22 protein-coding genes are annotated in these 20353 nt (G+C 38.7%); all 22 read left to right on the forward strand.

Annotated features, from left to right (window positions below; translation table 11 throughout):
- Positions 1-43: 43 nt before the first annotated feature.
- The 22 genes from BZG42_RS00300 to BZG42_RS00410 all read left to right on the forward strand — a co-directional run bounded on the left by BZG42_RS00300 (position 44) and on the right by BZG42_RS00410 (position 20269).
- Positions 44-823: a hypothetical protein gene (locus tag BZG42_RS00300; RefSeq protein WP_050579631.1), complete on the forward strand. Its 780-nt coding sequence runs from the start codon at positions 44-46 to the stop codon at positions 821-823.
- Positions 824-934: 111 nt separating this feature from the next.
- Complete coding sequence (purD, locus tag BZG42_RS00305; RefSeq protein ID WP_155996243.1) at positions 935-2197, forward strand: phosphoribosylamine--glycine ligase; 1263 nt, start codon at positions 935-937, stop codon at positions 2195-2197.
- Positions 2198-2513: 316 nt separating this feature from the next.
- Positions 2514-3002 (forward strand): 5-(carboxyamino)imidazole ribonucleotide mutase, encoded by a 489-nt coding sequence (gene purE / locus BZG42_RS00310; RefSeq protein ID WP_155996242.1) that lies wholly within the window; start codon positions 2514-2516, stop codon positions 3000-3002.
- Positions 2989-4062, forward strand: coding sequence for a 5-(carboxyamino)imidazole ribonucleotide synthase (gene purK, locus BZG42_RS00315; protein WP_155996241.1), 1074 nt, complete (start codon positions 2989-2991; stop codon positions 4060-4062). The genes purE and purK overlap by 14 nt, the downstream gene beginning before the upstream one ends.
- A gap of 15 nt (positions 4063-4077) precedes the next feature.
- Positions 4078-4782, forward strand: a complete 705-nt coding sequence (locus tag BZG42_RS00320; RefSeq protein WP_155996240.1) for a hypothetical protein — start codon at positions 4078-4080, stop codon at positions 4780-4782.
- Between the two features lie 61 nt (positions 4783-4843).
- Positions 4844-6136: an adenylosuccinate lyase gene (purB, locus tag BZG42_RS00325; RefSeq protein WP_155996239.1), complete on the forward strand. Its 1293-nt coding sequence runs from the start codon at positions 4844-4846 to the stop codon at positions 6134-6136.
- A 317-nt stretch (positions 6137-6453) separates the two neighbouring features.
- Positions 6454-6597 carry a hypothetical protein gene (locus tag BZG42_RS00330; protein WP_155962526.1) on the forward strand — a complete coding sequence of 48 codons (144 nt, stop codon included), beginning with the start codon at positions 6454-6456 and terminating at the stop codon, positions 6595-6597.
- A gap of 51 nt (positions 6598-6648) precedes the next feature.
- Positions 6649-6837: a class IIb bacteriocin, lactobin A/cerein 7B family gene (locus tag BZG42_RS00335; RefSeq protein ID WP_155996238.1), complete on the forward strand. Its 189-nt coding sequence runs from the start codon at positions 6649-6651 to the stop codon at positions 6835-6837.
- Between the two features lie 209 nt (positions 6838-7046).
- Positions 7047-7229: a class IIb bacteriocin, lactobin A/cerein 7B family gene (locus tag BZG42_RS00340; RefSeq protein ID WP_024533150.1), complete on the forward strand. Its 183-nt coding sequence runs from the start codon at positions 7047-7049 to the stop codon at positions 7227-7229.
- Positions 7230-7312: 83 nt separating this feature from the next.
- Positions 7313-7486, forward strand: a complete 174-nt coding sequence (locus BZG42_RS00345) for a class IIb bacteriocin, lactobin A/cerein 7B family (RefSeq protein ID WP_155996079.1) — start codon at positions 7313-7315, stop codon at positions 7484-7486.
- A gap of 164 nt (positions 7487-7650) precedes the next feature.
- The gene (locus BZG42_RS00350) at positions 7651-7803 is read left to right on the forward strand and encodes a hypothetical protein (RefSeq protein ID WP_155962529.1); all 153 of its coding nucleotides are present in this window, start codon (positions 7651-7653) and stop codon (positions 7801-7803) included.
- A gap of 603 nt (positions 7804-8406) precedes the next feature.
- Entirely contained in the window at positions 8407-8601 is a 195-nt protein-coding gene (locus BZG42_RS00355; RefSeq protein ID WP_155996076.1) for a class IIb bacteriocin, lactobin A/cerein 7B family, read from the forward strand.
- 209 nt (positions 8602-8810) lie between these two features.
- Positions 8811-9005, forward strand: a complete 195-nt coding sequence (locus BZG42_RS00360) for a class IIb bacteriocin, lactobin A/cerein 7B family (RefSeq protein ID WP_024533168.1) — start codon at positions 8811-8813, stop codon at positions 9003-9005.
- A gap of 205 nt (positions 9006-9210) precedes the next feature.
- Positions 9211-9366, forward strand: coding sequence for a class IIb bacteriocin, lactobin A/cerein 7B family (locus tag BZG42_RS00365; RefSeq protein ID WP_155969338.1), 156 nt, complete (start codon positions 9211-9213; stop codon positions 9364-9366).
- 511 nt (positions 9367-9877) lie between these two features.
- Positions 9878-10024, forward strand: a complete 147-nt coding sequence (locus BZG42_RS00370; protein WP_155996237.1) for a hypothetical protein — start codon at positions 9878-9880, stop codon at positions 10022-10024.
- 345 nt (positions 10025-10369) lie between these two features.
- The gene (gene comA, locus BZG42_RS00375) at positions 10370-12523 is read left to right on the forward strand and encodes a peptide cleavage/export ABC transporter ComA (protein ID WP_155996236.1); all 2154 of its coding nucleotides are present in this window, start codon (positions 10370-10372) and stop codon (positions 12521-12523) included.
- A 5-nt stretch (positions 12524-12528) separates the two neighbouring features.
- Positions 12529-13899, forward strand: a complete 1371-nt coding sequence (locus BZG42_RS00380; RefSeq protein ID WP_328706654.1) for a bacteriocin secretion accessory protein — start codon at positions 12529-12531, stop codon at positions 13897-13899.
- 429 nt (positions 13900-14328) lie between these two features.
- The gene (ruvB, locus tag BZG42_RS00385; protein ID WP_155996235.1) at positions 14329-15327 is read left to right on the forward strand and encodes a Holliday junction branch migration DNA helicase RuvB; all 999 of its coding nucleotides are present in this window, start codon (positions 14329-14331) and stop codon (positions 15325-15327) included.
- Positions 15328-15497: 170 nt separating this feature from the next.
- The gene (locus tag BZG42_RS00390; protein WP_155962542.1) at positions 15498-16121 is read left to right on the forward strand and encodes an HAD-IA family hydrolase; all 624 of its coding nucleotides are present in this window, start codon (positions 15498-15500) and stop codon (positions 16119-16121) included.
- A gap of 102 nt (positions 16122-16223) precedes the next feature.
- A complete protein-coding gene (locus BZG42_RS00395) occupies positions 16224-17123 on the forward strand; it encodes a helix-turn-helix domain-containing protein (protein WP_155996234.1) in 900 nt (299 codons plus the stop codon).
- A 215-nt stretch (positions 17124-17338) separates the two neighbouring features.
- The gene (locus tag BZG42_RS00400) at positions 17339-18568 is read left to right on the forward strand and encodes a bifunctional folylpolyglutamate synthase/dihydrofolate synthase (protein ID WP_155996233.1); all 1230 of its coding nucleotides are present in this window, start codon (positions 17339-17341) and stop codon (positions 18566-18568) included.
- A 201-nt stretch (positions 18569-18769) separates the two neighbouring features.
- Entirely contained in the window at positions 18770-20269 is a 1500-nt protein-coding gene (locus tag BZG42_RS00410) for a quinol oxidase (RefSeq protein WP_155996232.1), read from the forward strand.
- The last annotated feature ends 84 nt before the right edge of the window (positions 20270-20353 follow it).

Consider the following 20353-nt stretch of genomic DNA (forward strand, 5'->3'; position numbering starts at 1 on the left):
TTGTATTTTTTAACATAATATAGTATACTATAAAAGTAAATATATGATTGGAATAGGTGATGATATGTTTAGATATTTTAAGAAAAACTGGTATGTAATTTTGCTATTAGTTACCCTTATTTTTATATCTGGTCCAATATTTTCACTTTTATTAACTTATGTTCAACAATTTTTAAATAAAAATTTAGGAGATTGGTTGAGTTTTTATGGAGCGATTATTGGTATTGCTATTTCATTTATCGTTTTCCATTTTCAATTATTTATTGATACAGAGAAATTTAGAATAAATCAACGTCCTGAGTTGTTTTTGGATTATAGTTACCAAGTTTTGAAAAGTTCTAGCTATGTCTATTATCTTGATAAATATTGGTACGGTTTAATACAAAGCAATAAGAACACCAAGAATGCTCGGAAATTGGAAGTCGATTCATTCCAGCTTTCATATGCTGCTAGTAACAAACGAGATAAAGCTCTTTCAATTGAAATTGTAAACAACCAACCTTTGTTTAATCTTCAAGTCCAATTTGGAGATTCTCTTGACTATGCTATCATCCCTAAATTATCAGAGGCACAGAAAATTTATATCATTTCGAAAAAACATCAGGATGCAATTTTTAATCATCTTTTGTTAAACAATACAGATTTTAAGCATATTCCTCCAAAATTGACTCTTTTTTATACGACACTTTCAGGTGAAAAGCTTAAAAGAATATATCAAACTGATAATAAGGGACAGTGTTCCATGATAAAAGAAGAGCAAATTGACAGTTATCCTCCGCTTCCTAAAGAAAACTATGTATGCGATTATTTTCTCAAGCAATAGCTCACCTAGTGTGGGCTTTTTCCATTCCCGAACGTTTCTTTGTTTTTTCTATCAAAATCCGTCCATTTCTGCTATACTGTTTGTATAAAATTCGTTTTTGAGGTGTTGAACGTGAAACTATTGGTTGTTGGGTCTGGTGGTCGTGAGCATGCCATTGCAAAGAAATTATTAGAGTCCGAACAGATAAATGAGGTCTTTGTTGCTCCTGGAAATGATGGAATGACTTTAGACGGAATCAAGTTAGTAAATATCGGAATATCCGAACATTCTGCCCTCATAGATTTTGCTAAAGAGAATGATATTGCTTGGACTTTTGTTGGTCCAGACGATGCTCTTGCAGCGGGGATTGTTGATGATTTTGAACAGGCTGGACTCAAGGCTTTTGGTCCCAGTCGTCTCGCTGCGGAGCTGGAGTGGTCAAAAGACTTTGCCAAGCAAATCATGGTCAAATATGGTATTCCAACAGCTGCCTTCGGTACATTTTCTAATTTTGAGGAAGCTAAGATCTATATAGAAAAGCAGGGGGCACCTATTGTGGTCAAGGCGGATGGCTTGGCGTTAGGAAAGGGCGTGGTCGTAGCAGAAACTGTTGAGCAGGCAGTTGATGCAGCGCGTGAGATGCTCTTGGATAACAAGTTTGGTGATTCTGGTGCTCGTGTTGTTATTGAAGAGTTTTTATCTGGTGAGGAATTTTCACTCTTTGCTTTGGTTAATGGAAATCAGTTCTACATTTTGCCAACAGCTCAGGATCACAAACGTGCTTTTGATGGGGATCAAGGTCCTAATACGGGTGGTATGGGAGCCTATGCACCAGTGCCACATCTGTCTCAGAGTGTGGTAGACACAGCAGTTGAGACTATTGTTAAGCCTATTCTTGAAGGTATGATCACAGAAGGGCGGTCCTATCTCGGCGTTCTCTATGTTGGCTTAATTTTGACCGACCAAGGTCCTAAAGTAATCGAGTTCAACGCCCGTTTTGGTGACCCAGAGACACAGATTATCCTGCCTCGTCTGACTTCTAATTTTGCTCAAAATATTGACGATATTCTCCACAAACGTCCGACAGAGCTGCACTGGTTAGAAAGTGGCGTGACACTCGGTGTAGTTGTAGCCTCAAATGGCTACCCTCTGGACTACGAAAAAGGCGTGGAGTTGCCAGTAAAGACCGAGGGAGATATCACGACCTATTATGCAGGTGCTCGTTTTTCGGAAAATGGCAGAGCACTGCTCTCAAATGGTGGTCGAGTATATATGCTTGTCACCACAGCGGACACTGTCTCAGATGCGCAGGAAAAAATTTATGCCGAACTTGCCAACCAAAATACCGAAGGCTTGTTCTACCGTACTGACATCGGAAGCAAAGCAGTAAAATAAAAACATATTTAGAAGCACAATGAGAGCGAGCTAAAACCATCAGTTGTCACCGTGCTGAAAACCACCAAGCCGGTTTAGACTTGGTGGTAGGGGGGAGAGACTTTGAGCTTGAAAATAAGCAATGGAACGCCAACGGCGGTCGCTTGCGTCCCTCAGCACTTAAGACAACTGACAAAAAGAAAAAAGGGAAAGGAACTGAACACGGGACTAAATTTCTAGGAAAAAGATAAAACTGCCTAGACGCAAGCGTCGTCGTTAGTTTTCCTATTTTTCTACGGAATTTTTCGCAAGCGAAACGTCCCTTTGTATCTTAATTATGAAACCAATTATTTCCATCATCATGGGCTCAAAATCCGACTGGGCAACCATGAAAAAAGCAGCAGATATGCTGGATAAATTCGGCGTAGCCTACGAAAAGAAAGTGGTATCTGCTCACCGTACGCCAGACCTCATGTTCAAGCATGCTGAAGAAGCACGTGGACGTGGCATCAAGGTCATCATTGCTGGAGCTGGTGGAGCAGCCCATCTCCCTGGGATGGTCGCAGCCAAGACTACTCTTCCTGTTATTGGTGTGCCTGTCAAATCCCGAGCTCTTAGTGGACTTGATTCTCTCTATTCCATTGTGCAGATGCCGGGCGGTGTACCTGTGGCAACCATGGCAATTGGCGAAGCGGGCGCAACCAATGCGGCCTTGACTGCCCTTCGTATCCTCTCCATTGAAGACAGCGGTATCGCAGATCAACTGGCCAGCTTTGCTATTGAACAAGGAAAAATTGCGGAGGCTATGAGCGATGAACTCAACTAAAACAATCGGAATTATTGGTGGCGGTCAACTGGGTCAGATGATGGCCATTTCTGCTATTTACATGGGGCACAAGGTCATCACGCTGGATCCAGCGGCGGATTGCCCAGCTTCTCGCGTGAGTGAAGTCATTGTTGCGCCTTATAACGATGTAGAAGCTTTGCGTCAACTAGCAGACCGCTGTGATGTCTTGACCTATGAATTTGAAAATGTAGACGCAGACGGTCTGGACGCCGTGATAAAAGAAGGTCAACTTCCGCAGGGGACTGACCTTCTTCGTATTTCTCAAAACCGCATTTTTGAAAAAGATTTTTTGGTAGAAAAAGCTGGTGTGACTGTGGCACCTTACAAGGTGGTGACCTCTACCCTTGATTTGGAACATCTTGACCTGTCAAAAAACTATGTCCTCAAAACAGCAACAGGCGGCTATGATGGACATGGTCAGGTCGTCATTCGCTCGGAAGCAGACCTTGAAGCGGCTAATAAATTAGCCAACTCTGCCGAGTGCGTCTTGGAAGAATTTGTGACCTTTGACTTGGAGATTTCTGTCATCGTGTCAGGCAATGGGCGTGATGTCACCGTTTTTCCTGTGCAGGAAAATATCCACCGCAACAATATCCTGTCTAAAACCATCGTCCCAGCCCGTATTTCAGAGGATTTAAGCGCTAAAGCGCAAGCTATGGCGGTAAAAATAGCAGAGCAGCTAAACTTATCTGGCACCCTCTGTGTGGAAATGTTTGTGGCAGGCGATGAGATTCTAGTCAATGAAATCGCTCCACGCCCCCACAACTCAGGACATTACTCTATCGAAGCCTGTGATTTTTCACAATTTGATACCCATATCTTGGGTGTGTTAGGACAGCCATTACCAGCCATCAAACTCCATGCCCCAGCCGTCATGCTCAACATCCTCGGCCAACACATGGAACAAGCCCCCGCCTACATCACAGAAAACCCTAGCGCCCACCTCCACCTTTATGGTAAACTAGAAGCAAAGCACAACCGCAAAATGGGGCATGTGACGGTGTTGGGGGAAGATGCGGATAGTGTGGAGGAGTTATAAGAAAAGAGGGTAATTATGGAGATTGGTAAAAAGGTTGATGATACAATTTATGCCGATTTTTCAATTGAAGAATTATTAAAGTTAGTGTTTCAAAAGGGAGATAAGCGGGTTGAAATAAAAAATATTGGAGTTTCTTTAAAACCAATCCGTACAGAAGGAACAATATCATCTCAATACAACTATAGGTATTCTTATAGTACATTTTTTGAAATAAAATTCGACGGTAAATTTGGTGAAAATCCAGAAGTGTTACTTGTTTATTCAAAGGATGATACTCCGATAAATTTTGATGAGAGAGAGTCTATAGAGGTAGTTAGTCTTAAAAAGAATACCTTTTTAGGTAATACATATACTTACTTTATGCCTAAAGAATATATTTACTATTCAAATAATAGTCAAGTATTGAAGGAGTATGTGTTTATAATATTTTCAAAACAGGATCCTTCTAGAATTGGTTTTGTAGTCGCGTTGGTTGCAGATAAGAGAGTAGCCCAAGTAGATTCTTATGGGGAAGGACTTGGTGGAGCAATTTCTACGTCTTTTAATCCCTTGGATTTACTAACATCAATTCCCAATGTAAAATATAAAGGTTCTTGGCCTAAAAAGTTATCCTTATCATCAACTTACTTACAGAATGGACAACAAATCAAATTAAAAGAATCAAATATAGAAGCTATAATTGATTTAGAAAATAGAATTACTGGTAATAATTTTCTTTAAATTTAAAAGATTATAAAATAGTTGTTTTTGTGAATTTAGTAAAATAACAAAGGAGTAAAAAATGCTAACACGTTATTCCCGCCCTGAGATGGCGAACATTTGGAGTGAAGAGAACAAGTACCGTGCTTGGTTGGAGGTGGAAATCCTCGCTGATGAGGCATGGGCTGAGTTGGGTGAGATTCCCAAGGAAGATGTGGCGAAGATTCGTGCTAATGCGAGCTTTGACATTGACCGTATTTTAGAGATTGAAGAGGAGACGCGTCACGATGTGGTGGCTTTCACCCGTGCGGTGTCTGAAACTCTCGGTGAGGAGCGCAAGTGGGTGCATTATGGCTTGACTTCAACGGACGTAGTGGACACGGCTTACGGCTACCTCTACAAGCAGGCCAACGACATTATCCGTCGTGATCTTGAAAACTTTACTAATATCGTTGCCGACAAAGCGCGTGAACACAAATACACCATCATGATGGGGCGTACCCACGGGGTGCACGCTGAGCCAACGACTTTTGGTCTCAAATTGGCGACTTGGTACAGCGAAATGAAGCGTAATATGGAGCGTTTTGATGTGGCGGCTAAAGGTGTTGAGGCTGGTAAGATCTCAGGTGCGGTTGGAAACTTTGCCAATATTCCTCCATTTGTGGAAGAATATGTTTGTGGCAAATTAGGTATCCGTCCGCAGGAAATTTCGACTCAGGTACTTCCTCGTGACCTCCACGCAGAATATTTCTCAGCTTTAGCCTTGATTGCAACGTCTATCGAGCGTATGGCAACCGAAATCCGTGGACTGCAAAAATCGGAGCAACGTGAAGTCGAAGAGTTCTTTGCCAAGGGTCAAAAAGGCAGCTCTGCTATGCCCCACAAACGTAACCCAATCGGTTCTGAAAACATGACAGGGCTTGCGCGTGTCATTCGTGGGCACATGGTAACGGCTTATGAGAACGTGGCACTTTGGCACGAGCGTGATATTTCGCATTCATCTGCGGAGCGTATCATCACACCAGATACGACGATTCTTATCAACTACATGCTCAACCGTTTTGGTAATATCGTCAAGAACTTGACGGTCTTCCCTGAAAACATGAAGCGTAATATGGAGTCAACTTTTGGTTTGATTTACAGCCAACGCGTCATGCTTAAACTCATCGAAAAAGGCATGACGCGTGAGGAGGCTTATGACTTGGTACAGCCAAAAACAGCCTACTCATGGGACAACCAAGTGGACTTCAAACCGCTTCTTGAAGCAGATGAGCGCGTGACAGCCAAACTTAACCAGGAAGAACTCGATGAACTCTTCAATCCAGACTACTATGCCAAGAGGGTCGATAATATATTTGCACGACTTGGTTTATAAAGAAATAAAATTCTTTGGGAATTCCAGAGAATTTTTTCTTTTGCTTGAGGGGGTTACCGGTGAAGGATTGTCATCTTTTGGGTACTCGTTCTTTTTTAAAATCGACCAGTTTTACTACAAATTTACGAATAGATAAGTGTAGGGGAAGAAAACTCGCCAACTTATTTAAGAAAGGTAAACATTTAAAAATTGAAAATAGTTTACGAATAAGTCAGTGAGAGGGAAAATTCCCCTCAAGGAGATACAAGTTTGTCAAATCGTCCATTTTCAAGAAATGTACAGTTGAACAAGTATCAGAAAAAGAAAGGAGAGAAAAGATGAAAGATTTAGGTTATCTATCACTGACTCAGGAAGAGTTGGCTGAACATCATGGTGGTGCGATTTTTCTACCTGTTTGGTTATTAGGAAAATCAAAACCAGTAGCACCAGGTAAACATCGTATTCCAATTATCTTACTATAATGGGAAATCCGGTTGGTATTAACAATAATCAAAAACTAAAGGAGAAAAACTATGACAATATTTAAGGCATTGGAAAACAATTATGTAACCCTGACAGAAGCGGAACTGATGGATACTGAGGGTGGGATTGCACCGGTAATAGTAGCGTTTGGAGTGGCTGCTTTTAAAGGTTTTTCTGTAACTGGAGGAGCAATTATACTGGGGACTAGCTTGTACAAAGCAGGACAAGGTTTAAAATAACATTTAAGGTTAGGTTCATGAAAAAATTTTTTAAAGGATTATTTGCTGGCAGCCTTTATACATCTTATATCTTGTTGTTAGCCTGGTCACTCTTTCACTTAGAAAAATTACCAGTGGAAAATGGTATTTTACTAATAGTGTTGACCTACTATATTAACAAACAAAACTTATTTAAGAGATTAAAAAATTAAAATACGAAGGAGTAATAAATGAAAACATTGACAATTGAAAATGGATTTGTCGCTTTGAACGAGGAAGAATTGACAGCAGTTGAGGGAGGAATCGGTCCAGCTGTTGTAGCGATTCCGGCTGGAGTTAAAATTGCAGGATATGTTGTTGGAGGTCTCACTGCTGCAGGTATTGCTGCGTGGGGTTACTTTAGTTCACGCTAGAGAAAAATCGTATTCCAATTATTCTACTATAGTGGGAAATCCGGTTGGTACCAACAATACTCAAAAACTAAAGGAGAAAAACTATGACAGCATTTGAAACATTGGAAAACAATTATGTAACCCTGACAGAAGCGGAACTGGTGGATACTGAGGGTGGGATTGATCCCATTACTGGAGGTCTACTTATTATAGGTGGATTGGTTTCTATTGGAATGTTTAATGGCTGTTCAGATGAGCACCATCGTAGAGGTAAATGATGAGTAAAGAGTATCGTAACAAATTGCTGTACCTTATTTTAGGAATGTTATTCTTATATTTCGCCCCTGGGGTAGTATGGGCATTGTATACTATCGGGTATAATACTGGAGTGAATATTGCGCGTTTATTTTGTTGAAATGTATAGGGAGATTTATTGGTAAAGATGAATAAAAAGGTTATTAAATTTGAAGAATTAACGGGAGTGGATTTGGTAGTAGTTAGTGGAGGGGATTTCAACTTTCCTGGCGCAGATGTAGTATATGCTTTTTATAATATTGGATACGAATTTGGAAAAAGGATTGGGAGAATGTTCTAGTATTCAGTTATTCTTCGCAATTGGAAATAGTCAATTGTAGACTCCTTGCTCATATAGTTGGAGCAGCAATTACAGGGGCAGGAAATTTATAATGGCTATCAAGGTCAATAGAGATGAGGGATATAAATCTTAATTTGGTGCCCATATTAGCTACGGTTTTACCGCTCAGTGTTGTTTTTATCAGTACAGTATTAAATTTTAGAGGACGAACATTTAGTCACGATGAATGTATTTGGAGTCTACCGGGTATAGTAGTGGTTATCTATTTTGGTGTATTTTATAGAGAAATAAACCTATAGAATAGGCAATTTGTCAACTTTCAGCCCGTGTCCATATTTTATATATTGAGTTGAAGGTTGTATATCTCGGTTTTCGTAACTTTCCCTCTAAATAAAATTGCAAATTTGAAATGGTAGGTATGAATATGCTCAATGTAATTTCTATCATGCTGCTAAGTAGCGTCATCTTAGGTTTAGTTTATTATCCTGATTTGTATGCCAAATCTTCAAACACAGTGAAGTTTTTTTAGGAGCTGTTTTAGGGGTTAGTTTCTTCTCATCAATCATCATTTTACTTCATCAGATGGTTTCTTAGAGAGATAGCTTGATAATTTTTAAAACTAAACAAACAGGGAGAATAGGTTCATCGTTCACAAAAGCGGAACTGATGGATACGGAGGGTGGGATTGACTCGGTAATAGCAGCGTTTGGAGTGATTGCTTTTAAAGGTTTTTCTGTAACTGGAGGAGCAATTATACTGGGGACTAGCTTGTACAAAGCAGGACAAGGTTTAAAATAACATTTAAGGTTAGGTTCATGAAAAAATTTTTTAAAGGATTATTTGCTGGCAGCCTTTATACATCTTATATCTTGTTGTTAGCCTGGTCACTCTTTCACTTAGAAAAATTACCAGTGGAAAATGGTATTTTACTAATAGTGTTGACCTACTATATTAACAAACAAAACTTATTTAAGAGATTAAAAAATTAAAATACGAAGGAGTAATAAATGAAAACATTGACAATTGAAAATGGATTTGTCGCTTTGAACGAGGAAGAATTGACAGCAGTTGAGGGAGGACTTGCTCCGGTTATCATTGGTGGTGTTGCAATTGGTTGGAAAGTTATTGGAGGAGTGGTAGGAGTTGTTGGAACAGGACTAACGATTGGTGCAGCAGCAGGATATTATGCTAATCGGCCTTAGAGGGGATTGAGAAACTATGAAAGTTTTAAAATTTTGGCCAGAATTCTTTATTTTATTGACATCATTGCTATATTTGACTGTATATATTTTGAACGACTTAAGTGTGTACAAAGTACCAGAGGAAATTATTTCCATTGATATACCTTTTATGTCGCTGATGTTACTATTTGTTGTTTTAATTTATAGGGAAAAGAGGGGATAAAACATGAATAAATATAATAGTTTAACGGAACAAGAGCTTTTTGCTACGGAGGGAGGACTTGAGCCAATAACTGTTGCAATAGGAATCGGAACCTTGTTGGTTTCCTCCATTAAGATTGGTTACGATTTTGGCAAAGATTTAGCACGTCGAAAACGATAATGATTGGGGCTATGTAGACAGCTGTAGAGAAAAAAATAAAAATGGGAGAAAAACATGATTTCCAACATTATTACCCATATAGATATAAAACTTTTTAGTCTAATTTTGCTAGCTGGCTATTGCTTTCTTTTGGTCAATTATCCAGAAAAAGTTGATTCATTTTTTGCAAAATTTTCCGTATCCTTTCTAGTGACATTTACGATTGTTAATGAACTAGTCACTCTTGTTTATGGGATGAGCGGATAAACCTATAGTTTTGGTACATATTTTTAGATTGGGCAGAAATGTCCAATTTCTTTTATTTTTTTACGAATAAACAAGTGGGAGGGAAAGCTTCCCTCAAGGAAAGGAGAAAAACTATGACAGCATTTGAAACATTGGAAAACAATTATATAGCCCTAACAAAAGCAGAACCAATAGATACTGAGGGGGATTGATATTACTGCACCAATTAAAGCTATCTTTAATGTAGGAAAAGAATTTGGACGTGCTTTAGCAGCAGGAAAAAGGTATGAAATATATTAAAAATTTATATTCACGAGATGTAATTTTAATCGGTATCTTTTTACTAATGTCATGGTTTGCGGTATCAAGTATCATCGCTTCAATTTTTAGTATTGGAAAAGAATTTGGTGAAGCACTTGCAAAATGGTTTTGAAAAGTTAAGATATAAAAGTAAGTAGAAGATAAAATGGTGCAATTTGAGATAATCATAGTATGGAAACTCATTTTGTGGCATTAACCGTACAATAATTATTTAGCAGAAACTTTGGAGTTGTTCCTCTTTTCTATGCAGGAGCGTTTGTAGGATGTACGGAGACCAAACATCTATAAAACACATTGTTTTATTGTACTAAATGGTTTCTTAAATAGTTAACGCATCATTTTTTTTGAAAAATGATGTGTTTTTTGATTTATCTTCATTTTTTAAAATCTTTTTGCGAATAAATGATAATGAGAGGGTTTCCTCTAAAAAATAAAGTTGATTGAAAAGAGAAAGATTATGAAGTTTAGGAAACGGCATTATAGGGCTCAGGTGGATACACGAGATTGTGGTGTAGCCGCTCTTGCAATGATTTTGGAGTACCATCATTCTCATCATTCTTTGGCAAGTCTTCGAGAACTGGCTAAAACAACCATGGAAGGAACGACAGCTTTTGGACTAGTTAAAGTAGCCGAAGACTTGGGGCTTGAAACTCGCGCAATTCGAGCAGATATGTCCTTATTTGAAGTGGGAGATTTAACTTATCCCTTCATAGCTCATGTACTGAAAGATGGCAAGCTCATGCACTACTACGTTGTTACGGGTGCGGATGAGAAGACCATCCATATTGCAGATCCCGATCCTTCGGTCAAGTTAACCAAGTTAACTCGTGAACGATTTGAACAGGAATGGACAGGGGTATCCTTATTCATGGCTCCTAGACCGGAATATCAACCTCACAAAGAGAAGAAGCAAGGCTTGTTGTCTTTTGTTCCCTTGCTGGCAAAGCAAAAGAGATTGATTGGCAATATTATTTTGGCTACTCTTTTGGTGACGCTCATCAATATTGTTGGATCTTATTATCTACAATCCATCATTGATACCTATGTTCCAAATCAGATGAAGACAACTTTGGGAGTTATCTCAATTGGTTTAGTTGTGGTGTATGCCTTGCAACAGTTGTTGTCTTACGCACAAGAGTATCTGCTCATTATACTGGGGCAAAGACTATCTATAGATGTTATCCTATCTTATATCAGACATGTATTCCATTTGCCAATGTCTTTTTTTGCAACACGGCGCACAGGGGAAATCGTTTCTCGCTTTACAGATGCAAACTCTATTATTGATGCTTTGGCAAGTACAATTCTATCTATTTTCTTAGATGTATCCATTATTTTGATTATTTCGGTTGTCTTATTTAGTCAGAATATTTACTTGTTTTTTATAGCTTTGTTGTCATTGCCGATTTATTCTGTCATTATTTTTGCATTTATGAAGCCATTTGAACGCATGAATCAGGAAGTAATGGAAACAAATGCTGTTTTGTCTTCTTCTATTATCGAAGACATCAATGGCATTGAAACAATTAAATCATTGACCAGTGAAAAACAACGTTATCAGAAAATTGATAAAGAATTTGTAGACTATCTGAAAAAATCTTTTGCCTATAACAAGGCAGAAGGACAACAAAAAGTGTTAAAGCGCTTGGCTCAGCTAGTGCTGAACGTGGCTATTTTGTGGTTGGGAGCAACTCTCGTCATGGACAATAAGATGACGCTCGGTCAGCTCATCACGTTCAATACCTTATTGGTCTACTTCACTAATCCTCTGGAAAATATTATCAATCTACAAACAAAACTTCAAACAGCTCGTGTAGCAAATAATCGTCTCAATGAAGTTTATTTAGTTGAATCTGAGTTTGCGGATCAAAAGACAGTCACTGACTTGTCCCTGGTTTCAGGAGATATTGATTTTAGAGATGTTAGTTATAAATATGGGTATGGTGCAGATGTCTTGTCAGACATCAATTTGACAATCAAGCGTGGTGAGAAGATTTCTTTTGTCGGAGTTTCTGGATCAGGTAAAACAACGCTGGCCAAGATGATAGTAAATTTTTATGATCCTTATAAGGGGGAGATTAACTTGAACAACGTAAATCTCAACCAAATTGACAAGCATGCTTTGCGTCAGCACATCAATTACTTACCACAACAACCCTATATCTTTAATGGAACTATTTTAGAGAATCTCTTGCTAGGTGCCAAAGAGGGGACCACTCAGGAGGATGTCTTGCGAGCAGTAGAAATTGCCTGCATCAGAGAAGACATTGAAAAAATGCCTCTGAATTATCAGACGGAGCTGACATCGGATGGATCAGGTATATCGGGTGGTCAACGCCAGCGCATCGCTCTGGCTCGAGCGTTGTTGACAGATGCTCCGATTATGATTTTGGATGAGGCTACCAGTAGTTTAGACATCCTGACGGAGAAGCGAATTGTTGATAATTTGCTCGCCTTGGATAAGACATTGATTTTTATTGTTCATCGTCTAACCATTGCGGAACGAACAGAGCGTGTCGTTGTACTTGATAAGGGAAAAATTGTGGAACAAGGTTGTCATAGAGAACTACTCGATCAACAGGGATTTTATGCACATTTAGTAAATAGTTAGGAGAAATGATGGAACATCAGCTATTAGAGAGTGGGGAATTTTACCATCGGCGTTATCATAATGCGGCAAGTAGAGTCATATTGCCAAGTTTTGCTTTATTAGTCTTTTTGATGATGTTTGCCTTCTTTGCTAAGAAAGAACTGACGGTAGTGACTCGAGCAACTGTTGAGCCACTTCATGTTTTATCCAAAATTCAATCCACAAGCAACAATCCTATTAAGATGAATTATTTGAAAGAAAATCAGGAAGTTGCTGTGGGTGATGTTTTGGTTGAATATCAGTCTTCCAGTGAGCAGATTCAAGAAGAAGGTATTAAGAAAAAAATTACTCTGTTAAAGGAGCAATTATCTCAGCTTGAACTGTTGAAAAAGAGTTTAGAATCGGGAGAAAACCAGTTTCCTCAAGAGGATAAGCATGGTTATTCACAAACCTTTGTTGATTATCGAAATAAATTATTGACATTGGAGAGCAATGTAGAGCAGCAGAATACCACGATTGCTGCTCAGAATGCAGCTACCAGTCAATTGCAGACGGAATTAGGTAATATAGTCAAAACCAGTCAAAAGGCATTGTCAGATTATAAGAATCTCAGAATGGCCATTCAATCTGACGCTGAAATTTCTGAGGATAATGCAGGTTATTCACTCTATGTGGGATATACAACTCAATTATCTCAAGCAGCTGGTATAGCTGAAAAAACAACTCTTAAACAGCAGATGTTAACGCAGGTAGATAACCAGATTAGTCAATTAGAAAATCAGTTGGCTACTTATCGGGTACAGTATGCTGGGGCGGGAGCTCAACAAGCCTATGCCACTAATTTAGATAGTCAGTCTGCATCGCTCAAATCCCAATATTTGACCAAGGTTGCCCAAGAGTGGACTTCTCTAACAAGTCAATTAGGTGAACTTGAAGGGACATTGGGGTTACAAGAAAATATGAGAGCTAAGACAAAGATTGTAGCCAATCAAGCAGGGATTATTCATCTAAATAGTGAAGTTGAGGGAGCATCTATGATTGCAGAAGGTACGATCATTGCTCACATTTATCCGAGTTTGGCTGAGATTAAAAAGGTAAAAGTTACCGCCTATGTATCCTCGAAAGATGTTGCCAGCCTGTCTGAGGGAGATGTGATTCATTTTTCTGCTCAAGCTAGTCAAGCAGGACAGATTCGCCTGACTTCTACCATCACTTCTATTGCAACCAGTGCGACCAAGACAGAAGCAGGAAATTTCTTTAAGATTGAAGCGGAGGCAGACTTATCAAAAGCATTTGCTGAGAAAATACGGTATGGATTAGAAGGGAAATTTGTGGTAATTACAGGAGAGAAGACTTATTTTCAGTATATTGTAGATGAATTTTTAGGGAAAAAATAATTTTTCTCTACTAGAGTAAAACTTTTTTGATAAGCTGGAGAAGTTTTTCAGTTTTCTTTAAGTTTTTTAAGCTACAATTCAATCAAGCTAGAAATGGCGTAATCTTTTTCATACTAATCTCCTGAAAATACTGAACTCGTTGGGTTCAGTATTTTCATTTTATGCTGTATTAGTTACTACTTCAAACATACCAATATAACACATTAGAGATGCGCCATTTTTGTAATCATGAGATGGAAAAATAATAAATCATCAAAAAGGTTGAAAGATACTCAGTCCAGTCCCCATTGTGGAGAGGAGATAGGTATTTTCTGTGTTTTGTAGAACTTATAAAGCCAAAAATAACGGATTTTTGGAATTTTTATCCTTGTAAGCGGTTCTTTTATTTTCTCAATTGGACTGCTGCCAAAGCTGTGTTATAATAGTTTTATGAGTAGAATGTTGGATATGGAACAAATGCCGGATGAAGAATATGTTGAACGTACTCTTCGTCCGCAAAAGTTAAACGAGTATATTGGACAGGATAAGGTTAAAAATCAGTTAAAAATTTTTATCGAAGCAGCCAAACTTCGAGACGAAGCCTTGGATCATACATTGTTGTTTGGACCACCGGGTCTTGGTAAGACTACTATGGCCTTTGTTATTGCCAATGAATTGGGGGTTAATCTCAAGCAAACTAGCGGTCCTGTTATTGAAAAGGCCGGTGATTTAGTTGCTCTTCTCAATGATTTGGAGCCGGGAGATGTCCTTTTTATCGATGAAATTCATCGGATGCCGATGGCTGTTGAGGAGATTCTCTACAGTGCTATGGAGGACTTTTATATTGACATTATGATTGGAGCTGGTGAGACCAGTCGCTCGGTACATTTGGATCTTCCTCCCTTTACCTTGATTGGTGCGACAACACGGGCTGGTATGCTGTCCAATCCTTTGCGTGCTCGTTTTGGGATTACCGGACACATGGAATATTATGAGTTGGCAGATCTGACCGAGATTGTTGAACGAACCGCTACAATCTTTGACATGGAAATCACACACGAAGCCGCCATTGAGTTAGCACGGCGTTCTAGAGGGACTCCTCGAATTGCAAACCGTCTTCTCAAGCGCGTGCGAGATTTTGCTCAAATAATGGGTGATGGTCTCATTGATGATATCATTATAGACAAGGCCCTAACCATGTTGGATGTAGATCGGGAGGGACTGGATTACGTGGACCAGAAGATTCTGCGAACCATGATTGAGATGTATGGTGGAGGTCCTGTTGGTCTCAATACCTTGTCGGTCAATATCTCCGAGGAGCGTGAGACAGTTGAGGATATGTACGAGCCTTACTTGATTCAACAGGGATTTCTCATGCGGACACGGACTGGTCGGGTAGCTACAGCCAAGGCTTATAAACATTTGGGATATCCTTATATGGAAAAATAATGGCAGAGTTTCTTTGCCTTTTTAACTGGAAATACATATCTAGTATCGTTAATCTTTTAGCAAAGGGCTACTATCCTAACTGAAGTATACAAAATGTCTTTGCTTAAGTTGGTGGAAAATGAGGCTACGGATGAATTGGATAGTCTATCAATTTATGATATGGAGATAAGATGAAACTGACATTTATTTGGGATTTAGATGGAACCCTGTTGGATTCTTATGAAGCAATTCTAGCAGGTATTCAAGAAACCTATGAACAATTTGATCTGCCTTTTGATCGCGAGGAGATTCGAGATTATATTTTAAAGTATTCCGTCAAGGATTTGCTGATGCGGGATGCCAAGGAGTATGGACTGAATAGCGATGAGCTTAATCGTGTGCGAGCAACTTCCTTGAGGGAAAAGAGTACTTTGATTCCTTTGATGATTGGTGCGCGTGAAATACTAACTTGGGCAGCAGAGAAGGGGATTCAACAGTTTGTCTATACCCATAAGAGCAACAATGCTTTTCAGGTTTTAGCTGATTTGGGCATTGATTCCCACTTTGTAGAAATTGTTACGAGTGACTCAGGTTTTGCACGGAAACCGAGTCCAGAGGCTTTGCTTTACCTCATCGAAAAGTATCAATTAAATCCAGCAAGCACTTACTATATCGGTGACCGATTACTGGATTTGCAAACTGCCTTGAATGCGGGGATTCGCAGTATTAACCTGAAAATTGATGGTTTTGAGAACAATTGTAAAATTGCTACATTAAATGATATAAAGCAACTAATAGAGAATAAAAATATCTAGAACAACTAAAATCTACTTATTTTTGAATAATCTAATAAAGTATAGAATGTTGTTATAATTTTGTGTATAATATGCAGGAATGTTTTGTTGGAGGTCTGAGATATGGATAATAAGGAATTTGGTCAGCGTGTACGGCAACTACGAGAACAAGCAATGATAACACGAGAACAGTTTTGTGATGATGAAATGGAACTCTCTGTTCGTCAGTTAACTCGGATTGAGGCTGGTACCTGTAAGCCAACATTTTCTAAGATAAATTTTATCGCTGATCGTTTGGGGATGGGTCTATATGAACTAATGCCAGATTACATCAAACTACCAGAGAGATATTCAAAATTGAAATTTGATGTTCTGCGAACGCCTACATATGGGAATGAGGGATTGGTAGAAACACGCAATGAAATGATTGCGGAGATTTATGACGAATACTATGATGATCTGCCAGAAGAAGAACAAATAGCAATGGATGCTTTTCAATCCATTATTGACGTGTTTGAAACTAAATCTACTCAATATGGTCGTGAAATATTGGATGACTATTTTGAACAAGTATATAGAAAAGAAAAATATACCATCAACGATTTATTGATTCTTAGGCTATACCTTGAGCACATAAGGTTCGAGGAAACCTCATCGCAAATGTTTCAGATTTTTTTGGATATGGTTAAGCATTTTCCAAATCAAACGGAAGCTATAGATCCGGGTGATTTATTCATATTCCGAGATATTATGCTTACTTCAATAGGGATATTAGGAACAAAAGAGCAATTTGGCTATATCCCTGTGTTATTTGATACACTGGATAAACTGATGATGTCTACTCAAGATTTCCAAAAGAAACCAATTTTGAATCTTCTTAAGTGGAAATATGAACTGCGTATTCATGGGAATAAAGAACGTGCACGTGAGTTTTATGAAGAAGCAGTTCTGTTTGCGAAAATGATTGCAAGTCCTCATTTGGCTGAAAAATTAGAGGAGGAGTGGGCTAACGATAGTCAATAACAGGACATTTCTGTCCTGTTGTTTTGTGTACTAAAAATGTAAAATTGATTTATCAAAAGTAAGGAGAAGAATAATGTTTGCATTTTTAGCGGCTTTTATCAAATTTGGAGATTTTTCAACTGATTGGTGGAATCTATGATTTTCATCTAAAGTATCTAGCAAAGTCAGCCTTTGGTTGACTTTTTTGTTATACTAAAAAGTATCGAGGAGGTTCTATGTTAATAAATTGGTTACAAGCAAAACAAGGTGCCGTTTTTCGCTACAAGGTAGAAAAGATTGATTACGCTCTCAAACTATTGGGGAATCCTCAGCTTGCAGTTCCAGTTATCCATGTAGCTGGAACCAATGGTAAGGGCTCAACGATTGCATTCATGTGTCAACTTTTTCAAGCTCATGGTCTACACGTCGGTAGTTTTGTATCCCCTCACATGGTAACGGTTCATGATCGAATCTGTATTGATGGTCATCCTATTTCGGATTATGATTTTCGAGTATACCTACAAGAAGTTTATGATGTGGAGCAGAAAGTGGCAGACCGCTATGAACCCTTTCGCTATTTTGAAGTGATGCTGCTCATTATGTTTCTTTATTTTAGGGAGCGACAACCAGATGTGGCTTTGATAGAAGTCGGTATCGGTGGTCTCTTGGATGCAACAAATGTTGTCTCACCAGCCATCAGCGTCATCACCTCTATTGGTATGGATCACCAAGATTTATTGGGGTCAACTGTAAGGGAGATCGCAGAGCAGAAAGCTGGAATTATCAAAGAAGCAGTGCCGGTCATTTTAGGTCCATTGTCCCCAGAAGCTACAATTATTTGCCGACAGATTGCAGGAAAAAAACGAGCCCCTGTTTATCAATTTGGGCAAGAATTTACCTATCAATCCGGCAGTTTCTATAACCCGGATTTAGCCTTATCGGATTTAGTTTTAGGACTCAAAGGTCGGCATCAAGAAGAGAATGCAGCTCTGGCTATTCAGACCCTTCATTTGTATTTAAAAGGTATTGTTGAGCAAGGTGTTAGATCAGAACGGATTCAGCAAGCTCTTACCGAAACTATGTGGGCGGGACGTTTGGAATTAGTAGCTGAGAATCCAGCTATTTATCTGGATGGTGCTCACAATATTCCTGCTATCGAGCGTTTGATAGAATTTATTCAGGAACAAGAAGAGCCTATAACACTCCTTTTTTCAGCCCTCCGTCGGAAAGACTTTCAAGAAATGTTGGTATTGCTAGAGGAAAAATTGCCTAAAGCATCGCTTGTTTTGACACATTTTGCTTATGATGGAGCCTTATCAGAGGAGGATCGTGAAGGAAGAGCCTATGTAGCTGACTATCGGGCGTTCGTAGAACAATGGCAGTCCGAGGGGAAAGGTATCTTGTTTATTACCGGATCGCTCTACTTTATTTCAGAAGTGCGTCAGTTATTTGACAAAACTAAATAACGGTAGAAATCCTTTGCTTTTGCGAATAAATAAGTATGACAGATCAAGAAAAAGTAGCCTTTTTAAAGGAATTTGTAAAGACCAAGCGCCATACTTTTCGACAACTGGAGCAATTCGCCAAAATTTACAGAAGCCTTGATAGAAAATGACATTGAGGAGGCTTTTTGATATAATAGGAGAAGTGAATCCAAGGAGAAGAAAATGACAGAATTAGATGTAATTCCTCATGAAAGTCGTCGTAGTCGTAAGGCTTCACGAAAACAAGTAGCAAGGTTAAATGAAGACTTTCAAGAAGGATTGTTAAAAACTAAAATCTGGCCAGCAGCGATATGGAGTTTAGTATTAAGTATCTGTAGTGTTGCTAATCCACTATTGACTCCATTTGCGACAAACTTACAAACGCAAAATTTGTATGCAGGGATGGCTATGACGGCAGGTCAAAATCCTTATGGCGATTTCTTTGGGACAAGTGGTGTATTGTACTATTTGTTAGCTCTGCTCGGTCATATTGGCAGAGGGGTCTTTGTTTTTGGAATTTTCCAGTTTTTTGCGTTGCTGATAGCAGGAATTTATTTTTATAAGATTGTTGCCTATTTTAGTCAGTCAGAATACCTTGCTACTAATTTCAGTCATTGGTTTTACATTTTTATTATGACTCTTGGCTTTGGTGGATTGTATGCAGAAATGTTTGCTCTCCCCTTCATTTTTACCAGTATTTGGTTTTTGATGCGTTATTTTGAACACGCAGTCCGAGATGAAGCTTTTATTCTCTACGGAATTGATGCGGCTCTGGTTTTTCTTATCTATCCCAAGAGCCTGATATTATGGCTGGTCGCTGGCTTGGTGTTATTTGTCTTCAACGCCAAACACAGACAAGTTGCTCGTGGATTCTACCAGATATTGGCAACTATTTTTGGCTTTCTTCTAATCTTGTATGTAGTGGGGTATTATGCCTTTGAAGCACAAATCTTAGGATCAGCTATTCGGCAAACATTCTTATACAATTTACGTTTAGATTTCCAACATGCCAATTTATATTGGGCTTCGGCGATTGTACTAGGTTTTCTGCTGCTATCTGGATTTTTCAAAGGATTGATCCAAACTTTTCTTTCTCTTAAGAAGGAGGTGCATGGTTATATCAAAATTCTTACTCTTTTGACTTTCTTCACCCAGTTGATATTTATTGTTGGAAATGTCAATTTTCAATGGAGTCAGTTAGTGATCTTACTGCCATATAGTTTCATTATGACTGTTATCCACCTTCAAAATAGATTTGAACAAGAGCGTAGTTACTTGCGTCAACAATTCTTCTTGCCTGCCTTCATTTGTTTAGGAATTTTTGCTCAACCAGCTCATGCTTATCTATTGCAGAGTGATGTGTCAGCAGATCGTGAGAGGGTTGCTAGCTATATCGGTGAGCAAACCAAGGAAGCAGATAGGATTTATGCTTGGGATACGAGTGCTAGCATCTACCTATCCAGCAGACGCCTGTCATCTGCTACAATTATTACAGCCGTTCCTTACTTAAATACTGATGAGAATAAGAGTAGTTTGATTTACGATTTCAATAAGAACGAGGCAAAGTTTGTAGTTGTTAATAAAAACATTCCAATCTTAGATGAAGTACAGATGAGTCTAAAATCACAGTATGAACCTGTTCGGACAACGGATTACTTTATTGTGTATCAAAAGAATAAATGATTGCTTCGGCAGTCATTTTTTGTACCCGTTTGTAAAAAGGAGATAAACCTGATATGTGGTATAATGATAGGATAAGTACTCTGT

It is taken from the genome of Streptococcus sp. DAT741 (genome assembly GCF_009866825.1).
Lineage (GTDB): Bacteria > Bacillota > Bacilli > Lactobacillales > Streptococcaceae > Streptococcus > Streptococcus ruminantium.

What these genes read in the sequence shown, in the direction of transcription:
- BZG42_RS00380 (WP_328706654.1), top strand. Translation starts at nt 12,529, where the DNA reads ATGATGGAACATCAGCTATTAGAGAGTGGGGAATTTTACCATCGGCGT.
- BZG42_RS00335 (WP_155996238.1), top strand. Translation starts at nt 6,649, where the DNA reads ATGACAATATTTAAGGCATTGGAAAACAATTATGTAACCCTGACAGAA.
- BZG42_RS00395 (WP_155996234.1), top strand. Translation starts at nt 16,224, where the DNA reads ATGGATAATAAGGAATTTGGTCAGCGTGTACGGCAACTACGAGAACAA.
- BZG42_RS00400 (WP_155996233.1), top strand. Translation starts at nt 17,339, where the DNA reads ATGTTAATAAATTGGTTACAAGCAAAACAAGGTGCCGTTTTTCGCTAC.
- BZG42_RS00350 (WP_155962529.1), top strand. Translation starts at nt 7,651, where the DNA reads ATGAATAAAAAGGTTATTAAATTTGAAGAATTAACGGGAGTGGATTTG.
- BZG42_RS00360 (WP_024533168.1), top strand. Translation starts at nt 8,811, where the DNA reads ATGAAAACATTGACAATTGAAAATGGATTTGTCGCTTTGAACGAGGAA.
- BZG42_RS00330 (WP_155962526.1), top strand. Translation starts at nt 6,454, where the DNA reads ATGAAAGATTTAGGTTATCTATCACTGACTCAGGAAGAGTTGGCTGAA.
- BZG42_RS00410 (WP_155996232.1), top strand. Translation starts at nt 18,770, where the DNA reads ATGACAGAATTAGATGTAATTCCTCATGAAAGTCGTCGTAGTCGTAAG.
- purK (WP_155996241.1), top strand. Translation starts at nt 2,989, where the DNA reads ATGAACTCAACTAAAACAATCGGAATTATTGGTGGCGGTCAACTGGGT.
- BZG42_RS00340 (WP_024533150.1), top strand. Translation starts at nt 7,047, where the DNA reads ATGAAAACATTGACAATTGAAAATGGATTTGTCGCTTTGAACGAGGAA.
- BZG42_RS00320 (WP_155996240.1), top strand. Translation starts at nt 4,078, where the DNA reads ATGGAGATTGGTAAAAAGGTTGATGATACAATTTATGCCGATTTTTCA.
- BZG42_RS00345 (WP_155996079.1), top strand. Translation starts at nt 7,313, where the DNA reads ATGACAGCATTTGAAACATTGGAAAACAATTATGTAACCCTGACAGAA.
- BZG42_RS00370 (WP_155996237.1), top strand. Translation starts at nt 9,878, where the DNA reads ATGAAATATATTAAAAATTTATATTCACGAGATGTAATTTTAATCGGT.
- BZG42_RS00365 (WP_155969338.1), top strand. Translation starts at nt 9,211, where the DNA reads ATGAATAAATATAATAGTTTAACGGAACAAGAGCTTTTTGCTACGGAG.
- purB (WP_155996239.1), top strand. Translation starts at nt 4,844, where the DNA reads ATGCTAACACGTTATTCCCGCCCTGAGATGGCGAACATTTGGAGTGAA.
- BZG42_RS00390 (WP_155962542.1), top strand. Translation starts at nt 15,498, where the DNA reads ATGAAACTGACATTTATTTGGGATTTAGATGGAACCCTGTTGGATTCT.
- BZG42_RS00300 (WP_050579631.1), top strand. Translation starts at nt 44, where the DNA reads ATGATTGGAATAGGTGATGATATGTTTAGATATTTTAAGAAAAACTGG.
- purE (WP_155996242.1), top strand. Translation starts at nt 2,514, where the DNA reads ATGAAACCAATTATTTCCATCATCATGGGCTCAAAATCCGACTGGGCA.
- comA (WP_155996236.1), top strand. Translation starts at nt 10,370, where the DNA reads ATGAAGTTTAGGAAACGGCATTATAGGGCTCAGGTGGATACACGAGAT.
- ruvB (WP_155996235.1), top strand. Translation starts at nt 14,329, where the DNA reads ATGAGTAGAATGTTGGATATGGAACAAATGCCGGATGAAGAATATGTT.